A 20,193-nucleotide genomic window follows, 5' to 3' on the forward strand; every position below is an offset into this window, starting at 1 on the left:
ATACGAGGTCAAGGCGGCGCACTTCGGCGCGTTCGTCAGCATCGCTGCCGCATTGATCTGCTACCGCCAATATGCCAAATGAAACGACTTCTTAAGGCAATCCTTCCCCACAACGCCTTGACACCGCCGATGGGATGCGTCGGCCGGGGTGGGGGAACGTCAGCTCAGGTCGGCTAGAACGGCGGCCATGGCGTCGTAGGTGTTCCTCACTCCGGCGGTGTTGCCCAGCCGGTGGCGTTCCAGCCGGACGGCGCCCAGGTGCCGAACCTCGTAGACCAGTGAACGCCATACCGCGGCGGGGGAGCGGTCCCGCTGTCCGTATGCCTTCCAGAACGCCACGCGCTCGTCCCGCTTCGCCGTTGCCATGCGGATCGTCCAGTCGGCTGCCGGGTCGCCCCACCACGTGCGGTCCAGGTCGAGCACCCCGGTGATCGTGGGCTCCGCGGCCCCGGCGTCGAGCATCACGTTGACCGTCCACAGGTCCCCGGTCAGCAGCCTCGGTTCGGTGACCTCGTCGAGCACGCCGCGGTCGTGCGCGGCCACCGCGGCGACCTTGCGCACGTCGGCCGCATCGAGGCCGGCTGCGTCCAGGTCGGCGGCGATCTCCTCCAGCGACGCGATCACCGCCTCGCCCCACGCGGCGTACCCCGGGCCGGTGACGGGCCCGAAGGACGGGCCGCGCACGTCGTGCACCGTGCGGGCGATGGCGCCCATCTGGCGGAAGAACGTCGGCCACGCCGTACGCGGGTACGTTCCCAGGTGCTCCGGAGCCGGGATGCCGTCCAGGTGGGTCTGGATCATCCAGTCCCGGCCGATCACCTCGTACGACCAGTCCGCGGCGAGCACCCTCGGCATCAGCGGCGCGATCACCGTCAGCCACGGCAAGCTCTCGTACTCGTTCCGCATCAGGTGCCGCTCGCTGCGGAATTGCCGGCCCTCCTCCGGCGCGGCGCGCAGGATCACCGGCCCAACCCGGTCGGCCAGGGTGACGCGGTAGACGTTGTTGTACATGCCCATGCCCAGTTCCGTCGCGGACACTGGCACGGCGGCGTCCCCGAAGGCCCGCCGACAGACCTTACCGATCTCCTCCGCGGTCAGTGACTGCTGGAACGCCTCCACGGCGCGTTCAACCGGCTGGAAGTCCATGCCGCCCAGGATGCCCCGCGCGCATGCAGCTCGGTCTACTCCCAGACGAGACGCTGTCCGTTCGGCCCGACGTGGACCCGCAGACTCTCGGCGGGCAGCTCGGCCGCGCGCCACTCGATCACGCGCTCGGCGATCGTGTCCCACAGTCGGGCGGGTCCACCCTGCCGGGCGAGCCACCGACCGTTGCGTTCGTACACGGTCGCCCACGACCCGGCTTCGACGTCGACCAGGACATGCAGTGGTAGGCCGTGTTTCGACAGGGTGAGCCGTTGGGCGGTCGGCGCGGCGAACTGACCGACCCACCGGGTTGTCCAGTCGTTCAGTGCGTCGGCGCCGAGGTCGGTCGGTTGCTCGTCTCCCGAGTCGAGATTGGGCAACGTGCCCAGCGGGGGCGGGGTCTGTGGTCGGGCCATCATGAAGCCGACTTGCCCGCCGAGCATGGGCCCTTCGGCGGTGCCGTCGTCGGCGACCGTGAGCCGTACCAGCTCACTCGCCCCCATCCATCCGCCGTAGATCGGGGCGAGGATTTCTCCTCCGGGGCGGGTCTGTGCGATCCACTCATCGGGGACGGTCTTGATTCCGCACGTGGCGATTACGCGGTCGTATGGCGCCCCCGCGGCGTGGCCGGCGAGTCCGTCGCCCACGACCAGGGTTGGCCAAAGATCCAGCCCCGCAAGGGCGACGCCGGCGCTTGCCGACACGTCCCGGTCGACTTCGACACTCGTCACCCGGTCGTCGCCGAGTCGGTGTGTGAGGAGCGCCGTTGAGTAGCCGGTTCCGGTTCCGACTTCGAGCACCCGTGCGCCGTCCGGCACCCTGAGTTCTTCGAGCATCCGCACGACCAGACTCGGCAGTGTGCTTGACGACGTCGGCGGTTGCGTGATTCGCCCGTCGACGTGGCGCGGTACGACGACCCCGCCGAGCTGAGTAACAAGTGTGGCGTCTTCGTAGACGCGCCCGAGTGTGCCTGTGCCGTCCGTGATCGAGGTCGGCCGATACCAGCCGCCATCCTCGTACTCGAACCATCCGCCGGACAGGAACGTTTCCCGGGGTACCGCGCGCACCGCCGATTCCCACTCGGGCGAACGCAGTACCCCGTCGGTAGCCAGCCTGCCGGCGAGCCGATTGCGAAGCTTCTCGGCTTCGTCGTCGCTCATGTTCTGGTCTCTCCGTTCTCCAGGAGGTCGGCGAGCGCGGACGAGATCTTCAAGCCTGTCTCGTGCTGCACCCACCCCCATTGGCCGTTGGGGTTGCATTCCAGGAACCGCCATGTCCCGTCCGCCGTCACGGCGAAGTCGAACGCCCCGTAGCTCAGCCCGAAGTCGGCAAGGAACCGACGCATGCCGACGTGTAGTTCGCGGGGGCACATGACAACGGTGTAGGTGAGGGACTTGTACGCGGCTCGCCAGTCGAGCACTCCGCGGGGCGCGGTGATCCGGGCGCAGAAAACCCGCTCACCGACCACGGTCGCTCTGATGTCGGCGACCTTGTCGACGCGCGCCTGAAACAGATGCGCGCAACCTGTCAGCGCGTCGGTGATCCCGCCGGGTTCCACGGTCGCGGCCCATATGCCTGCGGGGCGCCGGTCAACGTCGTAGGAACCCGCGTGCAGGGAGTTCAGCGGCGCCAGTCAGGCACGTATCGCCACGGCCGTGGACATGACCCAGGGCCGCGTCAACGAGCTCATCAAAGGCCGCCGCACGGTCCGCGAGCTCGACGTGTTCGAACGCGTCGCCGACGGTCTCGGCATGCCGGACGATGCCCGGCACCTGCTCGGCTTGGCCTCTCGGCGTGAAGCTTGTGGCGGTGGCCGAGCGTTCGACCTGGCCGCCTTCCCGGAGGTTGTGCGCGTCTTCACCGAACAGGCTGCCGCGGCCGACGAGATCCAACGCGCAGCGCGCACGACCGACGAACTGGATGTGCTGGCAGTCCGGGGGCTGGGCCTGATCGGCCTGAACGACTCGCTGTTACGTAGCTCCTTGACTCGAGCAGATGGCAAACGCCTGCGTCTGCGCGTGCTCCTCCTCGATCCCGAGTGCCCGGCGCTGGCCGACCGAGCAGCGGAGATCGGTGAATCCGCAGAGAGCATGGCCAACGGAGTGCGTCTCACCGCGGCCCGGCTCCGCGATCTGACCGACGTGTGTGACGTTGAGATCCGTTGGTACCGGTCGCTCCCCACATGGCGTCTGATCCGGGTCGGGAAGGTCGTGTATGTGTCCGCCTTCGACTCGGGCTGGGAGGGCCACGAATCGGCGCTGTACAAGGTCATGGAGACGCCATACGGCCCCCTGTACAGGGGGTTTCGCCGTATGTTCGACGGACTCATGGATGAAGGCGCGCTGTTGCCCGCCTGAGTGGGAGGACACCTGATGATCGAGGCAGAGCTGAAGGCCCGCGTGCGCGACCCGGAACACGTCCTCGACGCCCTGGAGAAGCTGGCGGCCGGACGCCCCGAGGTCTACCAGGACACGTACTACGACGATCCCGAACGCACGCTCACGGCCGGGGACCGCGAGCTGCGGATCAGGACCGTACACGGAGCCGAAACCATCTCGATGATGACGTACAAGGGCGCGCGGGTCGACGAGGCGTCCGGATCGAAGCCGGAGCACGAGACGCGCGTCGAGGACGCTGCCGCCGCTCATGCCGTGCTGCGTGGACTCGGGTACACGCCGACGATCGAGTTCGAGAAGCGCTGCCGGAACTACGACCTCGAGCGGGACGGCCACCGGTTGCTCGCCACGCTCGTGCGCGTCCCCGAGTTGGACGAGACGTTCATCGAGATCGAGACCCTGGTCGAGGCCGACCACCAGGTCGCGGACGTCTTGGCCACAGTGCGGGACGTGCTGGAGAGTCTGGGGATCGGTGACGATGCGTTGACCACCGAGCTTTACACGGACGCTGTGGCCGCCCGGCGCTCCGATGGGCGATAACCCAACCGATGGTCAGATCGGAATTCTCCGTCGGGGAGGGGGCTTGCGCTCGCTCGGAATGCTGTTCCGGATGATGCACAGGGGTGATCGGGATGGCTTTGGTGCACGTCACTGTTGCCAAGCTCGCAACACTGTCAACGGAATCGATCTTAAAAAATTGCTCCGACGCAGGTCAGAGGCATGATTCACACGTGACGGTCCGACCAGGCTGAAGGTTTCCATCGCCCACACCGCCCGGCGGCCGGCGCGGTGACGGGACTGACCGCGAACGGGATGATCCCGATGGACACCTGCGGATACGTCATGACGGCGAGCAAGTGGGTGAGCTGCCCCGACATCACCTGGGCGTTCGCGGTTCGATGGTGCGACACCGCCTCCTCGGGCAGGAACGCGAACGTACGCCGTCCGGGACGCTGCATGATCCGCGATCGTTCCACCCGCGCCGCGGCGGCTCGCTCGGAGTCGTCCGGTACGCCCCGGAACCGCGAGAGGGTGGCGAACAGCGATTGCGCGTAGTCGTGTGTCTGTAGGGTTCCGGGCACCATGTCCGAGGCGTAGGTGCGGAACGTTCGGGTGCGTTCGTACAGCGGTAGGTAGGAGTTCTGGAGGCGGGTCAGCCCTCCGCGTTCGCGGCGCTTCCACGACGAGTACATCTACCTCGACCGTGAACATCGCGGCCACGAGGTCGTCGACCTGGTCCTGTGGTGCCACAGACGCGACACCACACCCGGATGTCGTTCACGCTGGGCAGCGTCGTCGCGGTCAGGAGCCGCGACGACTTGGAAGCGTGCCATCCGGCGGCTGCGGCCACCTTCACGCCGTCCAGGCCGGCGCGGAGCATTACTTCCTTGAGCCGGGCCGCCAGTGTCTCACGGGCATGCTGCGCGGCCGAGGACGGGGACTTGGCCATGATCGAGACGGTGGTTCAGACCTTGAAGTCCTCGTGTGGGGTACCGCGATGCCATAGCCGGTCGAACGCGCCTGCGTAGAGCCCCACCAGGTCCGGGTCGTCGTCGAACTCGTGACCGAGCCATCCGCCGTCGCCGTCGAAGTGGTGCAGAAGCAGCCGCTGCCCGTCCAGCACCCAGAAGTCCAGCGCGGGCAGCAGCAGTTCCCGGGCATCGGCTCTGGGAAGCCACCGAACCAGTTCCCCGGCGCGCACGTTGGCCGGGGTACCGGCGTATTCGAACTTCGCGTACTCCGTGACCGGCGTGGAGACGACTCGGAGCCGCCGTGCCACCACGCCGCGCGCGGTCGCCCGCGCCATCGCCTCGCAGAACGGCGACCATCGTTCCTCGTTGCGCGCGGGGTCGCGGTCCCTTGCCAACCACGCCGACCAGTCCTCGTCCTCGTGGGAGACCGCGTACGCGTCGCGCATCTCCATGTGCACTGCCGAGGAACGGCAATCGTCCAGCAGCGCCGGGTAGTCAGGCTGATCCGGAGACCAGGCCGTCAGCGATGTCACATGCCCTCTGTACCGCGTCTACCGTCCAAATCGGCAGCCGCACCACCGATTCACTCTCGGGGATGCCCCCGTCTCCAAGCAGCCCGCGAGGATGTCCGCCGGTGCGTCCCAGCCTCGCACGACCAGTTCCCCGGTTCGAGTGTCGACTCGCACCGCCGGCGCGGTAGCCGAGTCGGCCGCGGGAGCCGGGGTGCACCGCTCCGCGATGTCACACGCCGTCCGCACGCCGTGCGTCATACGTGCGGGCAGTCGGACGATCGATTCCCCTTCACGAAGGGGCTCGGTCGCGTGTCCCGGCAGGGCGTTCCAGCCCTGAAGGACCAGTTCCCCAGCGTCCCGTTCGACCCAGACGGTGGGGCAATTGCCATCCCGGGTATCCGGGTCGATCGCCACGAACTCCAGGCGCATCCTGATCCCCCGATCGGCGGATGTACACGATGTTCTGCACGATCCTCCCCGCAGGTGAATTCTGGCAACCCGGCACGGCGGTTATCTGTGGCTTCATCCGATTCGGGTCGCGGTGATGAGGATCCGGTTGACGACCCGATTGATGTCCATCACTGAAAGCCGGAGCAGGGACCGCCTGCGCTTGCCCGATCCAGCCGTCTATTCCTGAAAGGCGAAGAATGATCACGTGACTGAGATGGTCACGGGTGTGGGCGGTGGGGCACCTCCTCGGTACGGTGTGTAGTCAGCCGATGGGGGAGGGCGTGTGAGGCGCAGTACGGGAGTGGCCGCGATAGTGGCGCTGGTCACCGCGCTGGTCGTGAGTGGCTGCAGCGACGAGGGCAAAGACAAGCCTCAGTCGGGTCCGACGTCCGTTCCACCGTCGACCCAGGCGCCCGCGCCGCGTCCCGAGGACACCGCTGGTGTCCAGGCCCTGGACGTCTACAAACAGTGGCGCGCGTATCAGTTGGAGATAGATGGAGGAACGCCCATCGACGAGGCCACTGTGACTCGCCTCGCAACGGGTCGGGCGGCCGACCTCCTGCGGCGCGCTGCGGAGCAGACCGCCGCCGAGGGGATCACCACGCATGGTCCGGACGGCCCACTGAACCCCACCGTTACGGTCTCGTTGAGCGCGAGCACTCCATCGGTGACCATCGTCGACTGTATGGACGTCAGTCGGCGATACGTCACCAATCGAGACGGCAGCCCCTTCACTGCTCCCCCACAATCGCCGCGTTACGTCAAGACCTTCACGCTTACGACCACGAACGACGGGTGGAAGATCGCGGATATGCGGTCGGAGAGGGATCGAACATGTTAAAGGCCTTGGGCCTGAGCATCTGCCTTCTTCTCATCGGGACCGCAACTGCCGTCGCCGAGGAAACGCCGAAGCCGAAACCCCCGATCGATACGGAGGTGGAAACGGACGTTCGCGGCGTATCCATACACGTACAGACTCCGGACAACACCGCAAAGCCCGGCACAGGCTCAAGCGGAGGCGGTTCGACGGTGCCCGCAGGAACGGGCACGGCTCCGGTGGCGGTGGATCCCAAGGATCCGGACGACACGCAGTGTCCGGGCGCTGCGTTCGTCTTGAACGCGGCCCAGTGCATGGGCACCATCGATCCCTTTTCGGGCGGCGGTGGTAACGCGGCCCCGCCGCCGACCCCTGCGGAGCTCGGTGCCCAGGCCTCGGCTCAGATCCCCTTGGACGCGCCTGCGGTGCATCTCACTCCGGGTCCAGGGAAGACCGGCTTGGTTGGCCTGCCCACGTGGTTGTGGGTCGACGCCACTCCGGCCGCGTGGGGTCCGGCGACGGCGACCGCGGCGGTTCCCGGGTTGTCGGTGACCGCGACGGCCCGGGTCGACCACATCACCTGGATGATGGGCGACGGCGCCACCGTCACCTGCACCACCCCCGGCACTCCGTACAGCCCGGCGCGGGGCGCGCAACCGAGCCCGGACTGCGGACACACGTACACCCGCCCCGGTGTCCACACCGTCACCGCCACCACCCACTGGACCATCACCTGGGCCGGCGGCGGACAGACCGGCACCCTGGCCGCCACCCGCACCACCACCGTCGGCGACATCCGCGTGGGCGAGATGCAGGCACTGACCTCCTGACCCGCACTCAAGCCACGCCCCCGGCCCAGCGCGGGCCATTTGTCTGCCGGTGCCGTGCCCGTACCTTGAACCGACGTACCCATCTACGCGACCAATGCCGTGAACAGGATGAACCATTCGATAATGCTGCCCTCTACGCGGAGTCGCTCACCCGGAGCGAATTCAGGCAGAGGTCTTGCCGCAATGTCCCGTTTAAGATCACGAATCGGCAAAGCCTTCAAGAACCCGCAGGTCAGGAAGAGAAGTCCCCACGCAGGTGGGGGTGAGCCGGGCCGTTACGAGGATGGCGCCCAGGACCACGCGAAGTCCCCACGCAGGTGGGGGTGAGCCGGACGGCACCCCGAAGTGGCAGGTGCAGGTGGTGAAGTCCCCACGCAGGTGGGGGTGAGCCGTCGGGTGCCGCCGTGCCGCCGACGGTGACCGTGAAGTCCCCACGCAGGTGGGGGTGAGCCGCTCGATCCCACTCCGCCGGGAGGCGGGAGCAAGAAGTCCCCACGCAGGTGGGGGTGAGCCGGCCGACGCGTGACGATCCCTGGAGTGCGGGGTGGAAGTCCCCACGCAGGTGGGGGTGAGCCGTCGGTCTCGATCGTGGTGACGTTGACGCCGCCGAAGTCCCCACGCAGGTGGGGGTGAGCCGTCGAGCAGGGCGAGGATTCCTTCACGGTGCATGAAGTCCCCACGCAGGTGGGGGTGAGCCGCGCGACATGACCTGGGCCCCTCACCCAGATCCCGAAGTCCCCACGCAGGTGGGGGTGAGCCGGTGAACGTCTAGTGAGCGACCACGACCACGAGGAAGTCCCCACGCAGGTGGGGGTGAGTCGGCGACGTTGTGGGGGCGGTGGGCCATCATCGGGAAGTCCCCACGTAGGTGGGGGTGAGCCGCGCGATTAGATCCAGCGCTTGATCACGCGCTGGAAGTCCCCACGCGAGTTGAGATAAGCCGTCGGGCGGCGACGTTACCGCGTGCACGCGAGGCTCTGGCCATCGTGCGGAACGCGTGGGCGGAGCCTCGAACGCCACCGAGTTCGCGGACGGAGCCAGCGGGGTCGACCAACAGACGAAGACCGCCTTGGCCGAGGCCCTGGAGGCCGTGGCGGACGTACATGACGAACTCGGGGAGGCCGAACCGTGGTGGCCGATGACCACCGCGCCCACGCCGACTTCACGCTCAACTTGGCCATTCGTCGTCGCAGAGACGCGCCCATGATCTGAGGCTTCCGGATAGCACGCGGGACAGACGCGGGCCGGATCGAATCCGAGGGCGTCGGCCGATCCGAGCGGATCGGCCGACGCCCTCGGTCACTGTCTGGCACTCCGGGCACCAGGATGGTTCGGTTCCGCAGGAGTTCTCCCCGGCCGGGACTCTGGTCAGGACTGGGTCAGGGCTCCGGTCATCGCTGAGAAGCTGTCGACCGAGAACGTGAGCACATCGTTCGTGGGGCGCTTGGAGTCTCGGATGCCCATTGTTGCCCCGAGCTTGGCGACGTCGACGCAGTCCGAACCCTGGCCCGAGGCATCAGCTTTGGTCCACACAGCGGTCGGGTGCTTCGGGTGAGGAACAGGACTGATCATTTCGTGTACTCCATCGTCAATTTATGGAGGAAACGCCGGGTGTCGGCCGGCGCGAGAGATAGCTTGTCGATGCTCGTGAAGGTGCTGACGAAGGCTGCGACCTCATCGGGCCGGCTGAAGTAACTGTTGCCCGACGGGTTGTCGGAATAGATCACGTCCGTGGCATCGTCTTCGGGGAACTCCAGCCAGAGAAAGCTGCCGATCTGGCCCCGGTGTGCTCCTGCGCTGAACGGGATCACCTTGATCGTGATCGTTGGTCGCTTGTCCATCTCGATGAGATGCTCGACCTGCTCCCGCATGACGGCCCGGCTGCCGACTTCGCGTCGTAGCGCGGCTTCGTCGATGAGCGCGGTCAACTGCGGCGGGTCGTCTCGGTTGAGCAGGTCCTGCCGTCGCAGCCGCAGCTTCACTCGACGTGCCTTGACGTCCTCGGAGTCGTCAGGGCAGTGGGCATCGAAGATGGCGCGGGCGTAGGACTCGGTCTGGAGCATGCCGAAAACGATCGTGCTGCTGACTGTTCGCAGGGTCTTGGCGGAGCTTTCGCTGTTGAAGAGTTGCCCAAGTCCGATCGGAACGACGGACGCTTCGTCTTCCCACCAGTCCGGTTTCTTGGCTTCCTCCATCAGGATCAAGGTGTCGGTGATCATCTCGTCATCGGCGCCATAGGTCCGCAGGAGTGCTTCGATCTCGATGCGCTTCAGCGCGGACTTGCCGGTCTCGATTCGGCTGATCTTGGGCACGGAGCCGTCGATCACCGCCGCCGCTTGCTTTGCCGTGACGCTCGACTGTTCGCGCAACGTCCGCATGCGCTTGCCCAGCGCCACACGAAGCCGGGTCGGTTCCGGTGTGTGCGCCACGCGTTCTCCCTCATCCTCGCCGGCAGTCCGTCGAGGTCATCTTGCCGCACGTCCTTGAGCCGTCGCTCCCGGCAGCGACGTTGGCACTCGAAGGATCCTGACAGACCGCAATCAGATCTGGTGAAATTTCACTGATACCTATTGCGGGGAACCTGTTTGCTCCTATCCTGAGGTCACCTTCAGGCCACGGAAAGTGATCGCGGCGAGAAGGCGCATCCGACGAGCAAAGCCCCCCTGCCCCAAGGGAGTTCGGCATGACGTCATCCTCAGTCCCTTACTTGCACCTGCCCAGGGCGACGGTCGTAGCGAAGACCGCCCGCGCGTACGTCATCGACGTGTGTGCCGCCATGGGCATCGATCGCTCCATCGAAGCCCATACCGATTGGCTGGACGCCGTGCTCGTCGCGGCAAGCGAACTGGCCACCAATGCCTGGAAGCACACGACCGGCGAGATCGCAATCCACTGGTGGGTGGAGGGGGACACGCTGACGTTCGCCGTCACGGATACGGCGGACGCCGAGGAACTCAGCTGGTCGTGCGACGAGGACGCCATGCCCGTGGACGCCGAAGCGGGGCGAGGTCTGGCAATCGTCGCCAACCTCGCGGATCGCCTGGCGTACGGGTCGATTCGCAAAGGGGGCCACGACGGCAAGTGGGTCGCGGCCAGCTTCACGTTGCCGGATGTTCCTCTCGGAACGCAGGGCCACTGTGAAGCAATGGGGAACCGGCCGACATGGCACCGCGACTCGCGTGCTCTCAACCCTGGAGCTCCACCCTTCGGCCGCAGTTCGAGTGAGGGGTGTCCGGACCCTCCGCGCGCAGCAGCCGCAGCGGGACCCATCCACTCGCGACTTTTCAACAGGCGCGAGCGACGACTCGAAGGCATTTCGTGAAGACGTTCTTCGATGCCGACCCGTCCCCACGCCGGGCGTTCACCGCCTATCCCCGGCAGGCGCCGGGCGCCGTCGTCGTCGTGCGGTGGGTGTGGCTCGCCGACGGCCGGTGGTGGTTCAGGGATCGGCTGGAGCTCGACAGCCGCACCGTCGTCCAGGCTCTCGCGTACTGCGAGCGCACGCACATGCACGACGCCGCGCTCGCCCTCTTCGAGGCCGCGTCCCTTCTCCCCGGTCTCGGTCCGGCGGCGTTGGACGCGGCGATCAGTGCCGAACTGGGCGAGGATCACGCCCAGTTCGCGCGAAGTGATGTCGAAGGCACGACGGGCACGATCCGCTTCACGCATCTCTGAGTGACCTCGGCGGTGCGACCGGATGCCGCCCTCTTTCCCGGCACAGGTTGACGCTTCGCCGCCTCCTGCGTCGGGTTCGGGCCGCGCCTTTACCCCTCAGCGCGGCCGGTCGGACGCAGGCCGCCGTTGCGGGCTGGTGTCCAACCCCCAGTTTCTCCTTCGCCCCGATCCTTGCGTTCGCCCCCGCCTGCAGGGAGCCGGGGCCACGGAGCGCCCGCACGGGGATCCACGGCACTCCGACGGCGGGTGGTGGGCGTCTCGACGGAGAACGGAGATTCGTCTGCCACCCGCGAACACCCTAAGCCCACCCACCGTTCGGAGGATTTCTCGATGGCCAAGCGCCGCCGTCCCCAGGGCGAGGACGTGCTCACGCGTAGGGGGCCGATCCCTTTTCGGTCCGAGGACCCGTACGTCATGCAGGATCGCCTGACGCACGCGGTGAGCCGAGAGCACCGGAACGTCGGCGATCGATGCGCACACTGCGGCGTCGCGTGGCCGTGCAAGCCGGCCTCCAACGCCGCGGCGGTGATCGCGGCTCTCGGGATCGTTCCCGTGGACAACGCGCCCGGGTCTGGTGGCCCGCGTCGCCGAACGCGCCCGTGGGGCGGGTCTGGACCCTGCCGCTGACGCTGTGGCAGACCCTGCGGGCGGACCTCGACACGGCGCTCGACAGTCAAACCGACACCTGGGACCTGCCCCGCACACCGAGTTCGCGCAGACGCGCGGTCGCGGAGACGGCCTTCGCCGTCGTCGACAACACCAAGGTCACCGGACTCGCTCTCGCCCTGATCCGCACCGGCCTCGAAGACGAACCCACCGGCGCCGGGCTGTGGCTGATGCCCGATCACGAACTCCCTTCGGCGCAGCGGGCGATCGACTGGCTGCGCGGTCTGCGTCGGGCGTGGGACAGCGGTGCGCCCGTCGCCCACGATCCGGCTCGTCTGCCGCTGGTGGGAGACCCACCGGCCCGGCGTCGTCTGACCGCGCCCGTCTGGACCCCACCTCCCGTGGCCGGGTGAGGGGGATGCGCAGCGCGATTCCGCGTGTAGGGCATCACCGGTCTCGATTACTGCGGTTCGTCGTCAGTGTCGGCGGGCGCACGCGAACCGTCACCGCCGGGCAGGCGGTCGAGACCCTGCGCGCCATGTATCTCGGTGTGCCCCGGCACCTGCACGCGGTGCCGGCGGCCCGCAGGCCCGGCCTGGCCGGGGTGCTTCATCAGCTGTGGCAGCAGGGCAGCGAGCGTCCCGGTCCGTGGCGGATCTTCGACCCGGGTGTGCGGCTCGCCCCCGCCTTGCGTCCCACCGTGCCGCGGCCGCCGGGTCGCGACTGGTTCGAGAGCAAGCCCCGCGCAGGAACGACACCCGCCCCTTGCTCGGCCAGGGTCCCCTTCCCGATCAGGAAACGGTAGCCGTGCACGCGCCTTCCCTCCCCATCGAACTCGACCTGGACCGGCCACACGTGGCCCGGGTGAACAACTACCTCGCGGGCGGTTGTACGAACTTCTCCGCCGACCGCTCCCTGGCCGACGCCGCGCTCGCGGTCCACCCGCGGTTGTGGACGGCGGCCCGGGACGCGGCGCTGTTCACGAGGCGCGCCGTCGGCCACCTCGCGCGGGCGGGAGTACGCCAGTTCGTCGACCTTGCGCAGGGCGTCCCGCTCGAGGACCGCGCCGTCCACGACGTCGCCCACGCGGTCGACGCCACCTGCCGGGTCATCTACGTCGAGGACGACCCGGTTGTCCACGCCCTGCAGAGCGCCCTGTCGAGCACGGACACCGGCCTCGTCGCCTGTGTTCGGGCGTCACCCCTGCTCCCGGAGGGCATCTGGGGGCACGGCCGGGTCTGCGGGATGTTCGACCTCACCGAGCCCGTCGCCGTCGTCGTCGGCGCCCTCCTTCAGCACCTCCCGTACCGGTACGGGCCGCGTGGAGTCCTCCACTGCCTCACCGCGGGCCTGCCCACCGGCAGTCACGTCGTGATGACCCACCTGTCGGGCGACACCGGTTTGCACTCCCGCACGGCGGCGGTGGCCCGCGTGTACCGGATCCACGGCATCCCGCTGCGCCCGCGCACACGGCACGAAATCCTCGCGCTGGTGCCCGGAACACCCATCGCCCCGGGCCTCGTACCGGCCGCCCGATGGCACGCGGACCCGCGAAGCCCCGCAGCTGAGGAGGCCGTGGCCTGCTACGCCGCCGTCAGCGAACTCGACGCCTCGACGCCGGCGCGACGCATCGGCACGTGAGGGCCGCAGTGGCGACCGGACATCGCCTCGGCCGCCGGCCGGCCCGCTCTCCTCGCGCTCGCGCTCGCGCTCGCCCTCGCGCCGCGTTCGTCCCGGCCCCGGACGACACGTTCCGACGGCCTCTTCGCCCACCGCCCCCTCGCGGGCGTCCGTCCCGTCCTCACCTCCTTCGATCGGAGTCCCGGTGACCACCACCGCCACGTTGCCCCCGGACGTCACGAACGCCCTCCGGCCCAGGGTCGGCCCCGCACCCACCGCAACCCTGATCACCGACTCCTCGCGCGTGCCGGTGTGGCGGATCACGGGCGGGGACACCGTCCTCGCCGTCAAGGTCGGCCTCGGCACCCGCATCGTCGACCGCGAGGCCGCTGCCCTCGAAGCCCTCCACGCGGTTGACCTGGTCCGCGAACGCCCCTGGCACGGTGAACACTCCACCGGCTCGTGGCTGGCGACACCCTGGTACCAGGGAGCCACCACCGAACAGCACTGGGCGTCGTTGCGAGTCCGGGGCGCCGAGCGCGGGATCATGCGCCTGCGCGCCCTGGGCTGGGCGGTCGAGCTGGCCGGCGCCGTCGCCGACCTCCACGCGAAACGGTGGATCCACGCCGACCTCCACCCGGCCCAATGCATCCACACCCCCGCCGGGGCCCGCCTGATCGACTACGCCTCCGCGCACGGCCCCCTGGGCGCCATCCCCGCCGACCTCCTCGCCGCCTACCCGTACACGACATGCCGAGTCGACTGCGCCGCCCCCGAGATCGCCTCCGCCGTTCTCGCCCGCCGCCGGCCGACGGCCACTCGCGCCGCCGACGTGTACGCCCTCGCCGCCACCCTCCGCATGTCCTGGACGGGTGAACCGGCCGTCGCCGTACGCAAGGGCTACGGCGGGCGCCCGCCGACACCGGCCCAACGCCGGCAGGCCATCGCGGACGGAGCACCCCTGTCCCGCGTCCCGAGCCCCCTCGCCTGGCCCGCGCTCGAACAAATCCTCACCCCCGCCTTGAGCATCGATCCCCTGGACCGGCCCACCGCCGCCCAACTCCACACACGGCTCGCAGACCTGCACCGGGCCGCGACCAGGGCCGCGCACCGCAGCACCCCCTCGGCCACCACGACCGACACCGGCGACGCCGTCGCGACCTCCCCGACCCAGGCGGAACGGTGAACAGCGAGTCCGACACTCGCACGCCCCCGTCTCCGCGACGCCCACGCCCATCCGCGGGCGCGCCGCCCGGACCGCACGGTCGTCGACGACCTCACCGCCGAGGCCACACACCCGGACCAACAGCCACCGACTTGGCGCGAACTCCTCACCCGCCCAGGGGAGACGGCCCTGAACACGCGGCGCGTGCTCGGCCTCGACCCGCGATCACCGACATTCGGCCAGGCCCCGCACGATCCGGCCTCACCGACACGGCGAACGCCTTCCTCGGGCACCGGCCAGGCTCGACCCGCGAACCGCCACGCTGCCGTGCCCGGCGCCCGGCAGCCCCTCGCTCCGGCCCCGCCCGGCTGCCGCACTTTGACGAGGACCGGCACTCGGCGCCCGACGAAGGCGAATCCGGCCACCCGTGGATTCCCCTGTCGGCGGCTCGGTGCCCGCGCTTCACGTTCCTCGGCTGCGCCGACACACGCTCCCTCCCGCCGCAGCCGGCGGAGGCCCGGCAACGCGGGGGTGGCCGCGGGCGTGTGCGCCGGCCACGGCCGCCCGGCTCGCTGCGTGGCCCACGCGGGGTGGGCCCGCGCACCCCCGGCCCCACGGTTGCGATGGATGAATACCGGTGCCCCGAACCGCGCTTCGAGGCAGCCGCGACCTGCGGCGGCCACCTCCCCGGTCACCGCCCCGAACAAGGAACCCGTCGAGCGAACCCGCCGGCCCGCCGTGCCCACCACCGAGACCTCTCCCAGGAGCCCTTCGTGAACCCGACACCACCAACCGACACAACCCCGCCCGTGCCACCGCCCCCACACCCTTCGACCGTTGCGCAGCCGCAATCGGCGTCCGCCGAGGCACACCGGCGGCGCCAGTACCTGCACAACCGCGTCGACGCCGTCCTGGACACCACCAGCCCCACGGCGTTCATCCGGGTCGCGGCGGACATCCTGGTCGGCCTGAGCGTCCTCGCGAAGCGGCGCGGCGTCGACTGGAGACGCGTCACCGCCCACGCCAACACCATGAAGCGGTACCGGGCGCACCCCTCCCGCACCGCCACCCGGCAGCGCACCGAAACCCCCGCCACGGCCCCCACCCCCGACTCCACCGCAGCGGGGACCCCGTGACGGCCCAACGCCCCTCCCTGCGCGTGGCGTTGGCGAGTTCACGCATCGACATCCTGGAGATGATGCGGCAGGCCTGCGCCGGCTCCGGCTTCCTGCCGGTGCTCGCCGTCGTCCCCCCGGTGCTCTGGCGGGAGCGCACCCGCGAGACGGATCCCGCCACCCGACTGGCCAAGGTACGCGCCGCCACACCCCCGGAGATGGGTGTCCTCGCCCTGCCCGCGGCCGACCTCCCCGACGCGCTGCGCCTGTTCGGAGTGGACATGGTGGTGGTGTGCGGCTACCCGACGCTGCTTCCGCCGTTCGTCGTCGACACGCTGCCCGGGGGCGGCATCAACTGCCATCCCTCGCTGCTGCCCCGATGGCAGGGACCCTCGCCCATCTCCTGGGCCCTGCGGATGGGCGACCCGCGGATCGGCCTCAGCGTCCACCGGATGAACGGCGACACCTACGATTCCGGCCCCGTCCTCGCGCAGGACACGCTGCCCACGCCCGACGACGACTTCGACCCCGCGACGCTCCACGCCCGTGCCATCCGCAGGCTCGTGCGGGGAGTCCTGCCGAAAGCCCTGGCCGCCGTCCTACGCGGCGAACCGGGAACCCTCCAGGACCCGAACGCCGCCACGTGGGCCGGGTTCATGGACCACGCCGACCGCTACCTGGACCGCGGGCAGTCACCTCTCACGCTCCACCACCTCACCCGCGCCCTGCGCTACCTCCGCTGGACACCCCACATCCGCATCGACGGCGCCTGGCACACCATCACCCGCACCAGCCCGACCCCGACGCCCACATGCAACCGGCGCGTCGACTGCGCGAACGGCGCACCCCTATGGGTCGCCGACGCCACACCCGCGCCCGTAAACACCGCACATCCACGCATCTACACCTGAACGAAACACCCACACCGCCACCCCTTTTTCCACAGCGCCGAGCACGCCGAACGGCCACACCGGCCACACCGGCACGCGCCCCACCCCCTCGGCACCACACCCGTACGGGTTCATTCCCCCGACACCGACGAAAGGCCTGCCGTGACCACCACCATCGACCTGATCACCTGCAACTTCGAGAACAACGGCGGAGGCGACCGCAGGAAATGGCGGACGGCCCACGACTACTTCGCCTCCCTGCGGCCCGCCGCGTTCTTCCGGCAGGAGATGTGGGACGCCCTCGACAACGAAGGCGAACTCGCCAAGGCGGCGGAGACGGTACTCGGCATGCGCGGATGGGTCGGCAGCGGCAGTTCCACCGCCCTTTACGCCGACCCGGCCGTGTTCGAATCCCCGCGCGGCTGGAACGACCGAGGATGGCAACTGGAGCCCACCGCGCGCTCCCTGCGCCTGCGCGACACCGGCGGAGAGACACTGCCGATCATCTGCGTCTCCCACCACCTCACCTACTCCTCCTGCACCGCCAGAGCGATCGAGGGGGAGAACCTGACCCGCTTCCTCGACAAGACGCACATCACCGACAGCGGCTCCACGGTCAAGCTGCCGGCCATCCTCGGCGGCGACCGCAACAGCTACACCGCACCCATCCCCGGCGGGCCGCCCCTGCCCGCCGTCGAGTCCTTCACCGACCGGGTCCACCAGACCCACCGCTCCCGCCGCGGCCCCGATGGCACCCGCATCCCCGACACCCACACCGACCGCGAGATGCTCGCCGCCGGCGCCGAGGACGCCGCCCGCCACATCGCCCGCACCTACCGACGCATGTCCGCGCTGGCCCCCACCGTCGTCGCCAAGCCCGCGCAGGGTCCCCCGGCGGCCGTCGACGGATTCTGGCTGTCGACGACACTCCTGCCCGCGCTGATCGACGTCGACGTCATCGACATGAGCGGCCTCTCCGACCACCACGCCGTCCGCGCCCGATTCCACCACGGCACCCTCGCGGACGTCCTGCGTCGCGCCGCGGCGCCACACCCCGATCGCGAGCACACCTCGGACCGGACCCGGAGCGCGACCCTGTGAGCCCGAAGGGGACGGCCCGCACCTTCCCTGTGCACCGCGTCACCGGCGTCGCGGAGCCGACCGGGCCATCCCCGCGACGAGGAGTGCTCCTGCCTCGCGGTGGCGTGGCCGTCCGGCACCGGGAACGAGGGCGATCGAAGGTCGTCGGTACGTAGCCCTCGATGGGCCCGACCTGTGGACACGATCGGGCCCGATGATGACGACGGAGTACTCGCACTTCATGCCCGTGCGCGGCCGTCCAAGAGTCGAGTTGCTCCGTCGAATCGGCGAGGGCGAGGTCGCAGTCCTCGCCCTCGCCCGGCCACGGGTGGGCGTGGCCGCCGGCGTCGAAGAGAGCGTCGACCCATTACTGGTACAGCTGGGAGACACGGCGAGGAACTGCGCTTCGAGGTCCGCGAGTTCGAAGTGACGAAGTTCTGCGGCGGCGAGGGCTCGGAGTTCGTCCACCGTGACCCCTTCACCGGGTCGGATGATCTGACGTTTGTCCTGAAAGAAGACGGTGGCGGCAGCGCTCGATCATCGCCTCCAGGACGCCGCCGTCGCGTCGAATCCGGTGCGCCTCGTCGAGCAGGACGACGCTGTGCTCGCGGGTGAGCCCCGACGGAAGACCGGATCCCAGAGTGGCGACCAGGCACATGCTTCCCGGAGGGCTTCACCATGCCCGGCGACCGCGGAACGGGTACAGCGTGGACCACTGCTTCAGCTCGACTGCCAGGGCGGCGACGCCCTGTGCGGGAGGCGCTTGACCCCGCACCCTTGCGTCCAGACGCAGTTGGTGCCCGGAAGTTCGTACTCGAGGAGAAGATGCAGGTCACCGAATCCCGCCTCGTCGAGCGCGGCCAACATCGGCGGCCGGCCGTTCCCCCAACTGCTCCGTTTCAATGGGTCGACCGGCCGACGATGCAGGCGCTGGAACGCTCACGCGGAATCGGCCACGAGCTCGGAATTCGCAAGTTGGGCTGCCTGGATGACCGTTCCGCTGAAGACGCATCTCCGGACGCTCATGAAGGCGTTGCCCATCAGGCCTGGGACGTTCGTGGGCGAGCTGGCGTGGGCGTTGCGCAGGCGAGAAGGCGAGAGCCGGCCAAGGCGTCGAGCTAGGCTCTTCGCGATGAAGGGAAACATGGCGGAGAGCGGCGGCGTGGGTAATCAGGCAAGGCTTTGCCTGATTACCTCGATATTCGATCACGGGATGGTAACGCCTCCGCTAACGTGCAGGTCGGGAAGGGAAGTCCCCGCGCAGGTGGGGGTGAGCCGGTGCGCGCCGGGGGGTGTGTGCTCGGGCTGGGGAAGTCCCCGCGCAGGTGGGGGTGAGCCGCCGAGCAGGACCAGGGCCGCGTTCCGCCGTCCGAAGTCCCCGCGCAGGTGGGGCGGGCCGTTGCCGACCGGCTACGCCCACCCCTGGCACGGGAAGTTCCCGCGCAGGTGGGGGTGAGCCGGGGCCGGCCCGGGTATCGGGCCGCCCCTTCGGAAGTCCCCGCGCAGGTGGGGGTGAGCCGGCGAGCAGGTCCCACCGACCTCATTGCGGAGCCGGGTGGTGGTCTTGTCGTGGTAGCCGAGAGCGTCCGCGGCGACGGGCGCCGAATTCGGCACAGGGCGGGAGAACAGCTGCGAGCGGCGGGTGTTAGCTTCCTTCCCGTGGTGGAGTATCAAGAGGAGACCAGGTCGGCCTACGACGGGGTCGTGGAGCTGTATGCGTCGTTGTTCGCTGATCGGCTGGAGACGCAGCCGTTCTCGCGGAACATGATCGGCATCTTCGCCGAGCTGGTGCGTGGGACGGGGAACCCGCGGGCGGCCGATGTCGGCTGCGGGCCCGGACATCTGACGGCCATGCTGCATGACCTGGGGCTGGACGCCTTCGGGCTCGACCTCTCCCCGGCCATGGTCGACCACGCCCGGCGGGCCCATCCGGCGCTGCGGTTCGACGAGGCGCGGATGGAGGCCCTGCCGGTCGAGGACGGCGCGCTCGGCGGCGTGCTGGCCCACTACTCGATGATCCACACCCCTCCTGGGGAACTACCCGCGCTGCTCGCCGAGCAGGCGCGTGTCCTGGCACCAGGGGGCCTGCTCCTGGCCTCGTTCTTCGCGACCGACGGACCCGAGCCGGTCCGCTTCGACCACAAGGTGACGCCCGCCTATAGCTGGCCGGCGGACCGGTTCGCCGAGCTGCTGGCCCGGGCCGGGCTCGTCACGTTCGCCCGGCTGCTCCACGACCCGGCCTCTGAGCGGGGCTTCCTCGACGCCCACTTGCTGGCCCGCCTCCGCTAGAGCATGGCCTTCGCAGCGGAACAGGCGCTGCCACCTGCGTGCCACCGGGCCCTCGCGCACCACGCCTGTCAGGGACACGGCCGCGCGAGGGCCCGGCCCACTCACGCTATTGCGGACCCAAGGGCCTCTACGC

Annotated in this window: 22 protein-coding genes; 14 read left to right on the forward strand and 8 right to left on the reverse strand. The window is 69.3% G+C overall.

The genetic code is table 11. The annotated features are described in order from the left end of the window. Positions 1 to 159: 159 nt before the first annotated feature. Genes ACIRL2_RS46780 through ACIRL2_RS46790 form a run of 3 tightly spaced genes read right to left on the reverse strand, consistent with a single transcriptional unit; the run spans position 160 to position 2,701 of the window. Positions 160 to 1,146 carry a phosphotransferase family protein gene (locus ACIRL2_RS46780; protein WP_402241147.1) on the reverse strand — a complete coding sequence of 329 codons (987 nt, stop codon included), beginning with the start codon at positions 1,144 to 1,146 and terminating at the stop codon, positions 160 to 162. Positions 1,147 to 1,181: 35 nt separating this feature from the next. Beyond that, positions 1,182 to 2,303: an ATP-grasp peptide maturase system methyltransferase gene (gene tgmC, locus ACIRL2_RS46785; protein WP_402241149.1), complete on the reverse strand. Its 1,122-nt coding sequence runs from the start codon at positions 2,301 to 2,303 to the stop codon at positions 1,182 to 1,184. After that, a complete protein-coding gene (locus ACIRL2_RS46790; protein ID WP_402241152.1) occupies positions 2,300 to 2,701 on the reverse strand; it encodes a hypothetical protein in 402 nt (133 codons plus the stop codon). Before ACIRL2_RS46790 ends, tgmC begins: the two co-directional genes overlap by 4 nt. A 103-nt stretch (positions 2,702 to 2,804) precedes the next feature. Here ACIRL2_RS46790 and ACIRL2_RS46795 point away from each other — a divergent pair, with 103 nt between their 5' ends. Both ACIRL2_RS46795 and cyaB read left to right on the forward strand, forming a co-directional pair. Further along, positions 2,805 to 3,500 carry an XRE family transcriptional regulator gene (locus ACIRL2_RS46795; protein ID WP_402241267.1) on the forward strand — a complete coding sequence of 232 codons (696 nt, stop codon included), beginning with the start codon at positions 2,805 to 2,807 and terminating at the stop codon, positions 3,498 to 3,500. Between the two features lie 15 nt (positions 3,501 to 3,515). Beyond that, positions 3,516 to 4,079 carry a class IV adenylate cyclase gene (gene cyaB / locus ACIRL2_RS46800; RefSeq protein ID WP_402241154.1) on the forward strand — a complete coding sequence of 188 codons (564 nt, stop codon included), beginning with the start codon at positions 3,516 to 3,518 and terminating at the stop codon, positions 4,077 to 4,079. Positions 4,080 to 4,264: 185 nt separating this feature from the next. Here the strand turns inward: cyaB and ACIRL2_RS46805 are convergent, their stop codons facing one another. Genes ACIRL2_RS46805 through ACIRL2_RS46815 form a run of 3 tightly spaced genes read right to left on the reverse strand, consistent with a single transcriptional unit; the run spans position 4,265 to position 5,544 of the window. Further along, positions 4,265 to 4,732 carry a Scr1 family TA system antitoxin-like transcriptional regulator gene (locus ACIRL2_RS46805; RefSeq protein ID WP_402241157.1) on the reverse strand — a complete coding sequence of 156 codons (468 nt, stop codon included), beginning with the start codon at positions 4,730 to 4,732 and terminating at the stop codon, positions 4,265 to 4,267. Then, positions 4,693 to 4,989, reverse strand: coding sequence for a helix-turn-helix domain-containing protein (locus ACIRL2_RS46810; RefSeq protein WP_395873485.1), 297 nt, complete (start codon positions 4,987 to 4,989; stop codon positions 4,693 to 4,695). The genes ACIRL2_RS46805 and ACIRL2_RS46810 overlap by 40 nt, the downstream gene beginning before the upstream one ends. Before the next feature lie 15 nt (positions 4,990 to 5,004). Beyond that, complete coding sequence (locus ACIRL2_RS46815; RefSeq protein WP_402241160.1) at positions 5,005 to 5,544, reverse strand: DUF6879 family protein; 540 nt, start codon at positions 5,542 to 5,544, stop codon at positions 5,005 to 5,007. A gap of 742 nt (positions 5,545 to 6,286) precedes the next feature. Here ACIRL2_RS46815 and ACIRL2_RS46820 point away from each other — a divergent pair. Beyond that, positions 6,287 to 6,814 (forward strand): hypothetical protein, encoded by a 528-nt coding sequence (locus ACIRL2_RS46820; protein WP_402241162.1) that lies wholly within the window; start codon positions 6,287 to 6,289, stop codon positions 6,812 to 6,814. A gap of 434 nt (positions 6,815 to 7,248) precedes the next feature. Further along, positions 7,249 to 7,620, forward strand: coding sequence for an ATP/GTP-binding protein (locus ACIRL2_RS46825; protein ID WP_402241165.1), 372 nt, complete (start codon positions 7,249 to 7,251; stop codon positions 7,618 to 7,620). 1,368 nt (positions 7,621 to 8,988) lie between these two features. Here ACIRL2_RS46825 and ACIRL2_RS46830 read toward each other — a convergent pair. Continuing rightward, a complete protein-coding gene (locus tag ACIRL2_RS46830; RefSeq protein ID WP_402241167.1) occupies positions 8,989 to 9,192 on the reverse strand; it encodes a DUF397 domain-containing protein in 204 nt (67 codons plus the stop codon). Next, positions 9,189 to 10,049: a helix-turn-helix domain-containing protein gene (locus tag ACIRL2_RS46835; RefSeq protein ID WP_402241169.1), complete on the reverse strand. Its 861-nt coding sequence runs from the start codon at positions 10,047 to 10,049 to the stop codon at positions 9,189 to 9,191. Before ACIRL2_RS46835 ends, ACIRL2_RS46830 begins: the two co-directional genes overlap by 4 nt. Positions 10,050 to 10,303: 254 nt before the next feature. On the opposite strand from ACIRL2_RS46835, the gene ACIRL2_RS46840 reads away from it, so the two are divergent. From ACIRL2_RS46840 to ACIRL2_RS46885, 10 genes are all read left to right on the forward strand, one after another. Then, positions 10,304 to 10,942 (forward strand): ATP-binding protein, encoded by a 639-nt coding sequence (locus tag ACIRL2_RS46840; protein WP_402241172.1) that lies wholly within the window; start codon positions 10,304 to 10,306, stop codon positions 10,940 to 10,942. Continuing rightward, positions 10,939 to 11,295, forward strand: a complete 357-nt coding sequence (locus tag ACIRL2_RS46845; protein ID WP_402241174.1) for a hypothetical protein — start codon at positions 10,939 to 10,941, stop codon at positions 11,293 to 11,295. Before ACIRL2_RS46840 ends, ACIRL2_RS46845 begins: the two co-directional genes overlap by 4 nt. A 599-nt stretch (positions 11,296 to 11,894) precedes the next feature. After that, the gene (locus ACIRL2_RS46850) at positions 11,895 to 12,314 is read left to right on the forward strand and encodes a hypothetical protein (protein ID WP_402241176.1); all 420 of its coding nucleotides are present in this window, start codon (positions 11,895 to 11,897) and stop codon (positions 12,312 to 12,314) included. Positions 12,315 to 12,319: 5 nt separating this feature from the next. Beyond that, positions 12,320 to 12,706 carry a hypothetical protein gene (locus ACIRL2_RS46855; RefSeq protein ID WP_402241178.1) on the forward strand — a complete coding sequence of 129 codons (387 nt, stop codon included), beginning with the start codon at positions 12,320 to 12,322 and terminating at the stop codon, positions 12,704 to 12,706. A gap of 2 nt (positions 12,707 to 12,708) precedes the next feature. Next, positions 12,709 to 13,542, forward strand: coding sequence for an SAM-dependent methyltransferase (locus ACIRL2_RS46860; protein ID WP_402241180.1), 834 nt, complete (start codon positions 12,709 to 12,711; stop codon positions 13,540 to 13,542). A gap of 184 nt (positions 13,543 to 13,726) precedes the next feature. Then, complete coding sequence (locus ACIRL2_RS46865; protein WP_402241182.1) at positions 13,727 to 14,707, forward strand: hypothetical protein; 981 nt, start codon at positions 13,727 to 13,729, stop codon at positions 14,705 to 14,707. Positions 14,708 to 15,495: 788 nt separating this feature from the next. Then, a complete protein-coding gene (locus ACIRL2_RS46870) occupies positions 15,496 to 15,822 on the forward strand; it encodes a hypothetical protein (RefSeq protein WP_402241184.1) in 327 nt (108 codons plus the stop codon). Beyond that, a complete protein-coding gene (locus ACIRL2_RS46875; protein WP_402241187.1) occupies positions 15,819 to 16,712 on the forward strand; it encodes a formyltransferase family protein in 894 nt (297 codons plus the stop codon). Before ACIRL2_RS46870 ends, ACIRL2_RS46875 begins: the two co-directional genes overlap by 4 nt. 141 nt (positions 16,713 to 16,853) lie before the next feature. Beyond that, positions 16,854 to 17,792, forward strand: a complete 939-nt coding sequence (locus tag ACIRL2_RS46880; protein ID WP_402241189.1) for an endonuclease/exonuclease/phosphatase family protein — start codon at positions 16,854 to 16,856, stop codon at positions 17,790 to 17,792. 1,638 nt (positions 17,793 to 19,430) lie between these two features. Beyond that, positions 19,431 to 20,060, forward strand: coding sequence for a class I SAM-dependent methyltransferase (locus tag ACIRL2_RS46885; protein WP_395873502.1), 630 nt, complete (start codon positions 19,431 to 19,433; stop codon positions 20,058 to 20,060). The last annotated feature ends 133 nt before the right edge of the window (positions 20,061 to 20,193 follow it).

It is taken from the genome of Embleya sp. NPDC127516 (genome assembly GCF_044765325.1).
Lineage (GTDB): Bacteria > Actinomycetota > Actinomycetes > Streptomycetales > Streptomycetaceae > Embleya.

Coding starts and splice junctions, on each gene's coding strand:
- ACIRL2_RS46830 (WP_402241167.1), bottom strand. CDS start 9,192: ATGATCAGTCCTGTTCCTCACCCGAAGCACCCGACCGCTGTGTGGACC.
- ACIRL2_RS46780 (WP_402241147.1), bottom strand. CDS start 1,146: ATGGACTTCCAGCCGGTTGAACGCGCCGTGGAGGCGTTCCAGCAGTCA.
- ACIRL2_RS46810 (WP_395873485.1), bottom strand. CDS start 4,989: ATGGCCAAGTCCCCGTCCTCGGCCGCGCAGCATGCCCGTGAGACACTG.
- ACIRL2_RS46840 (WP_402241172.1), top strand. CDS start 10,304: ATGACGTCATCCTCAGTCCCTTACTTGCACCTGCCCAGGGCGACGGTC.
- tgmC (WP_402241149.1), bottom strand. CDS start 2,303: ATGAGCGACGACGAAGCCGAGAAGCTTCGCAATCGGCTCGCCGGCAGG.
- ACIRL2_RS46855 (WP_402241178.1), top strand. CDS start 12,320: ATGCGCAGCGCGATTCCGCGTGTAGGGCATCACCGGTCTCGATTACTG.
- cyaB (WP_402241154.1), top strand. CDS start 3,516: ATGATCGAGGCAGAGCTGAAGGCCCGCGTGCGCGACCCGGAACACGTC.
- ACIRL2_RS46795 (WP_402241267.1), top strand. CDS start 2,805: ATGACCCAGGGCCGCGTCAACGAGCTCATCAAAGGCCGCCGCACGGTC.
- ACIRL2_RS46805 (WP_402241157.1), bottom strand. CDS start 4,732: ATGTACTCGTCGTGGAAGCGCCGCGAACGCGGAGGGCTGACCCGCCTC.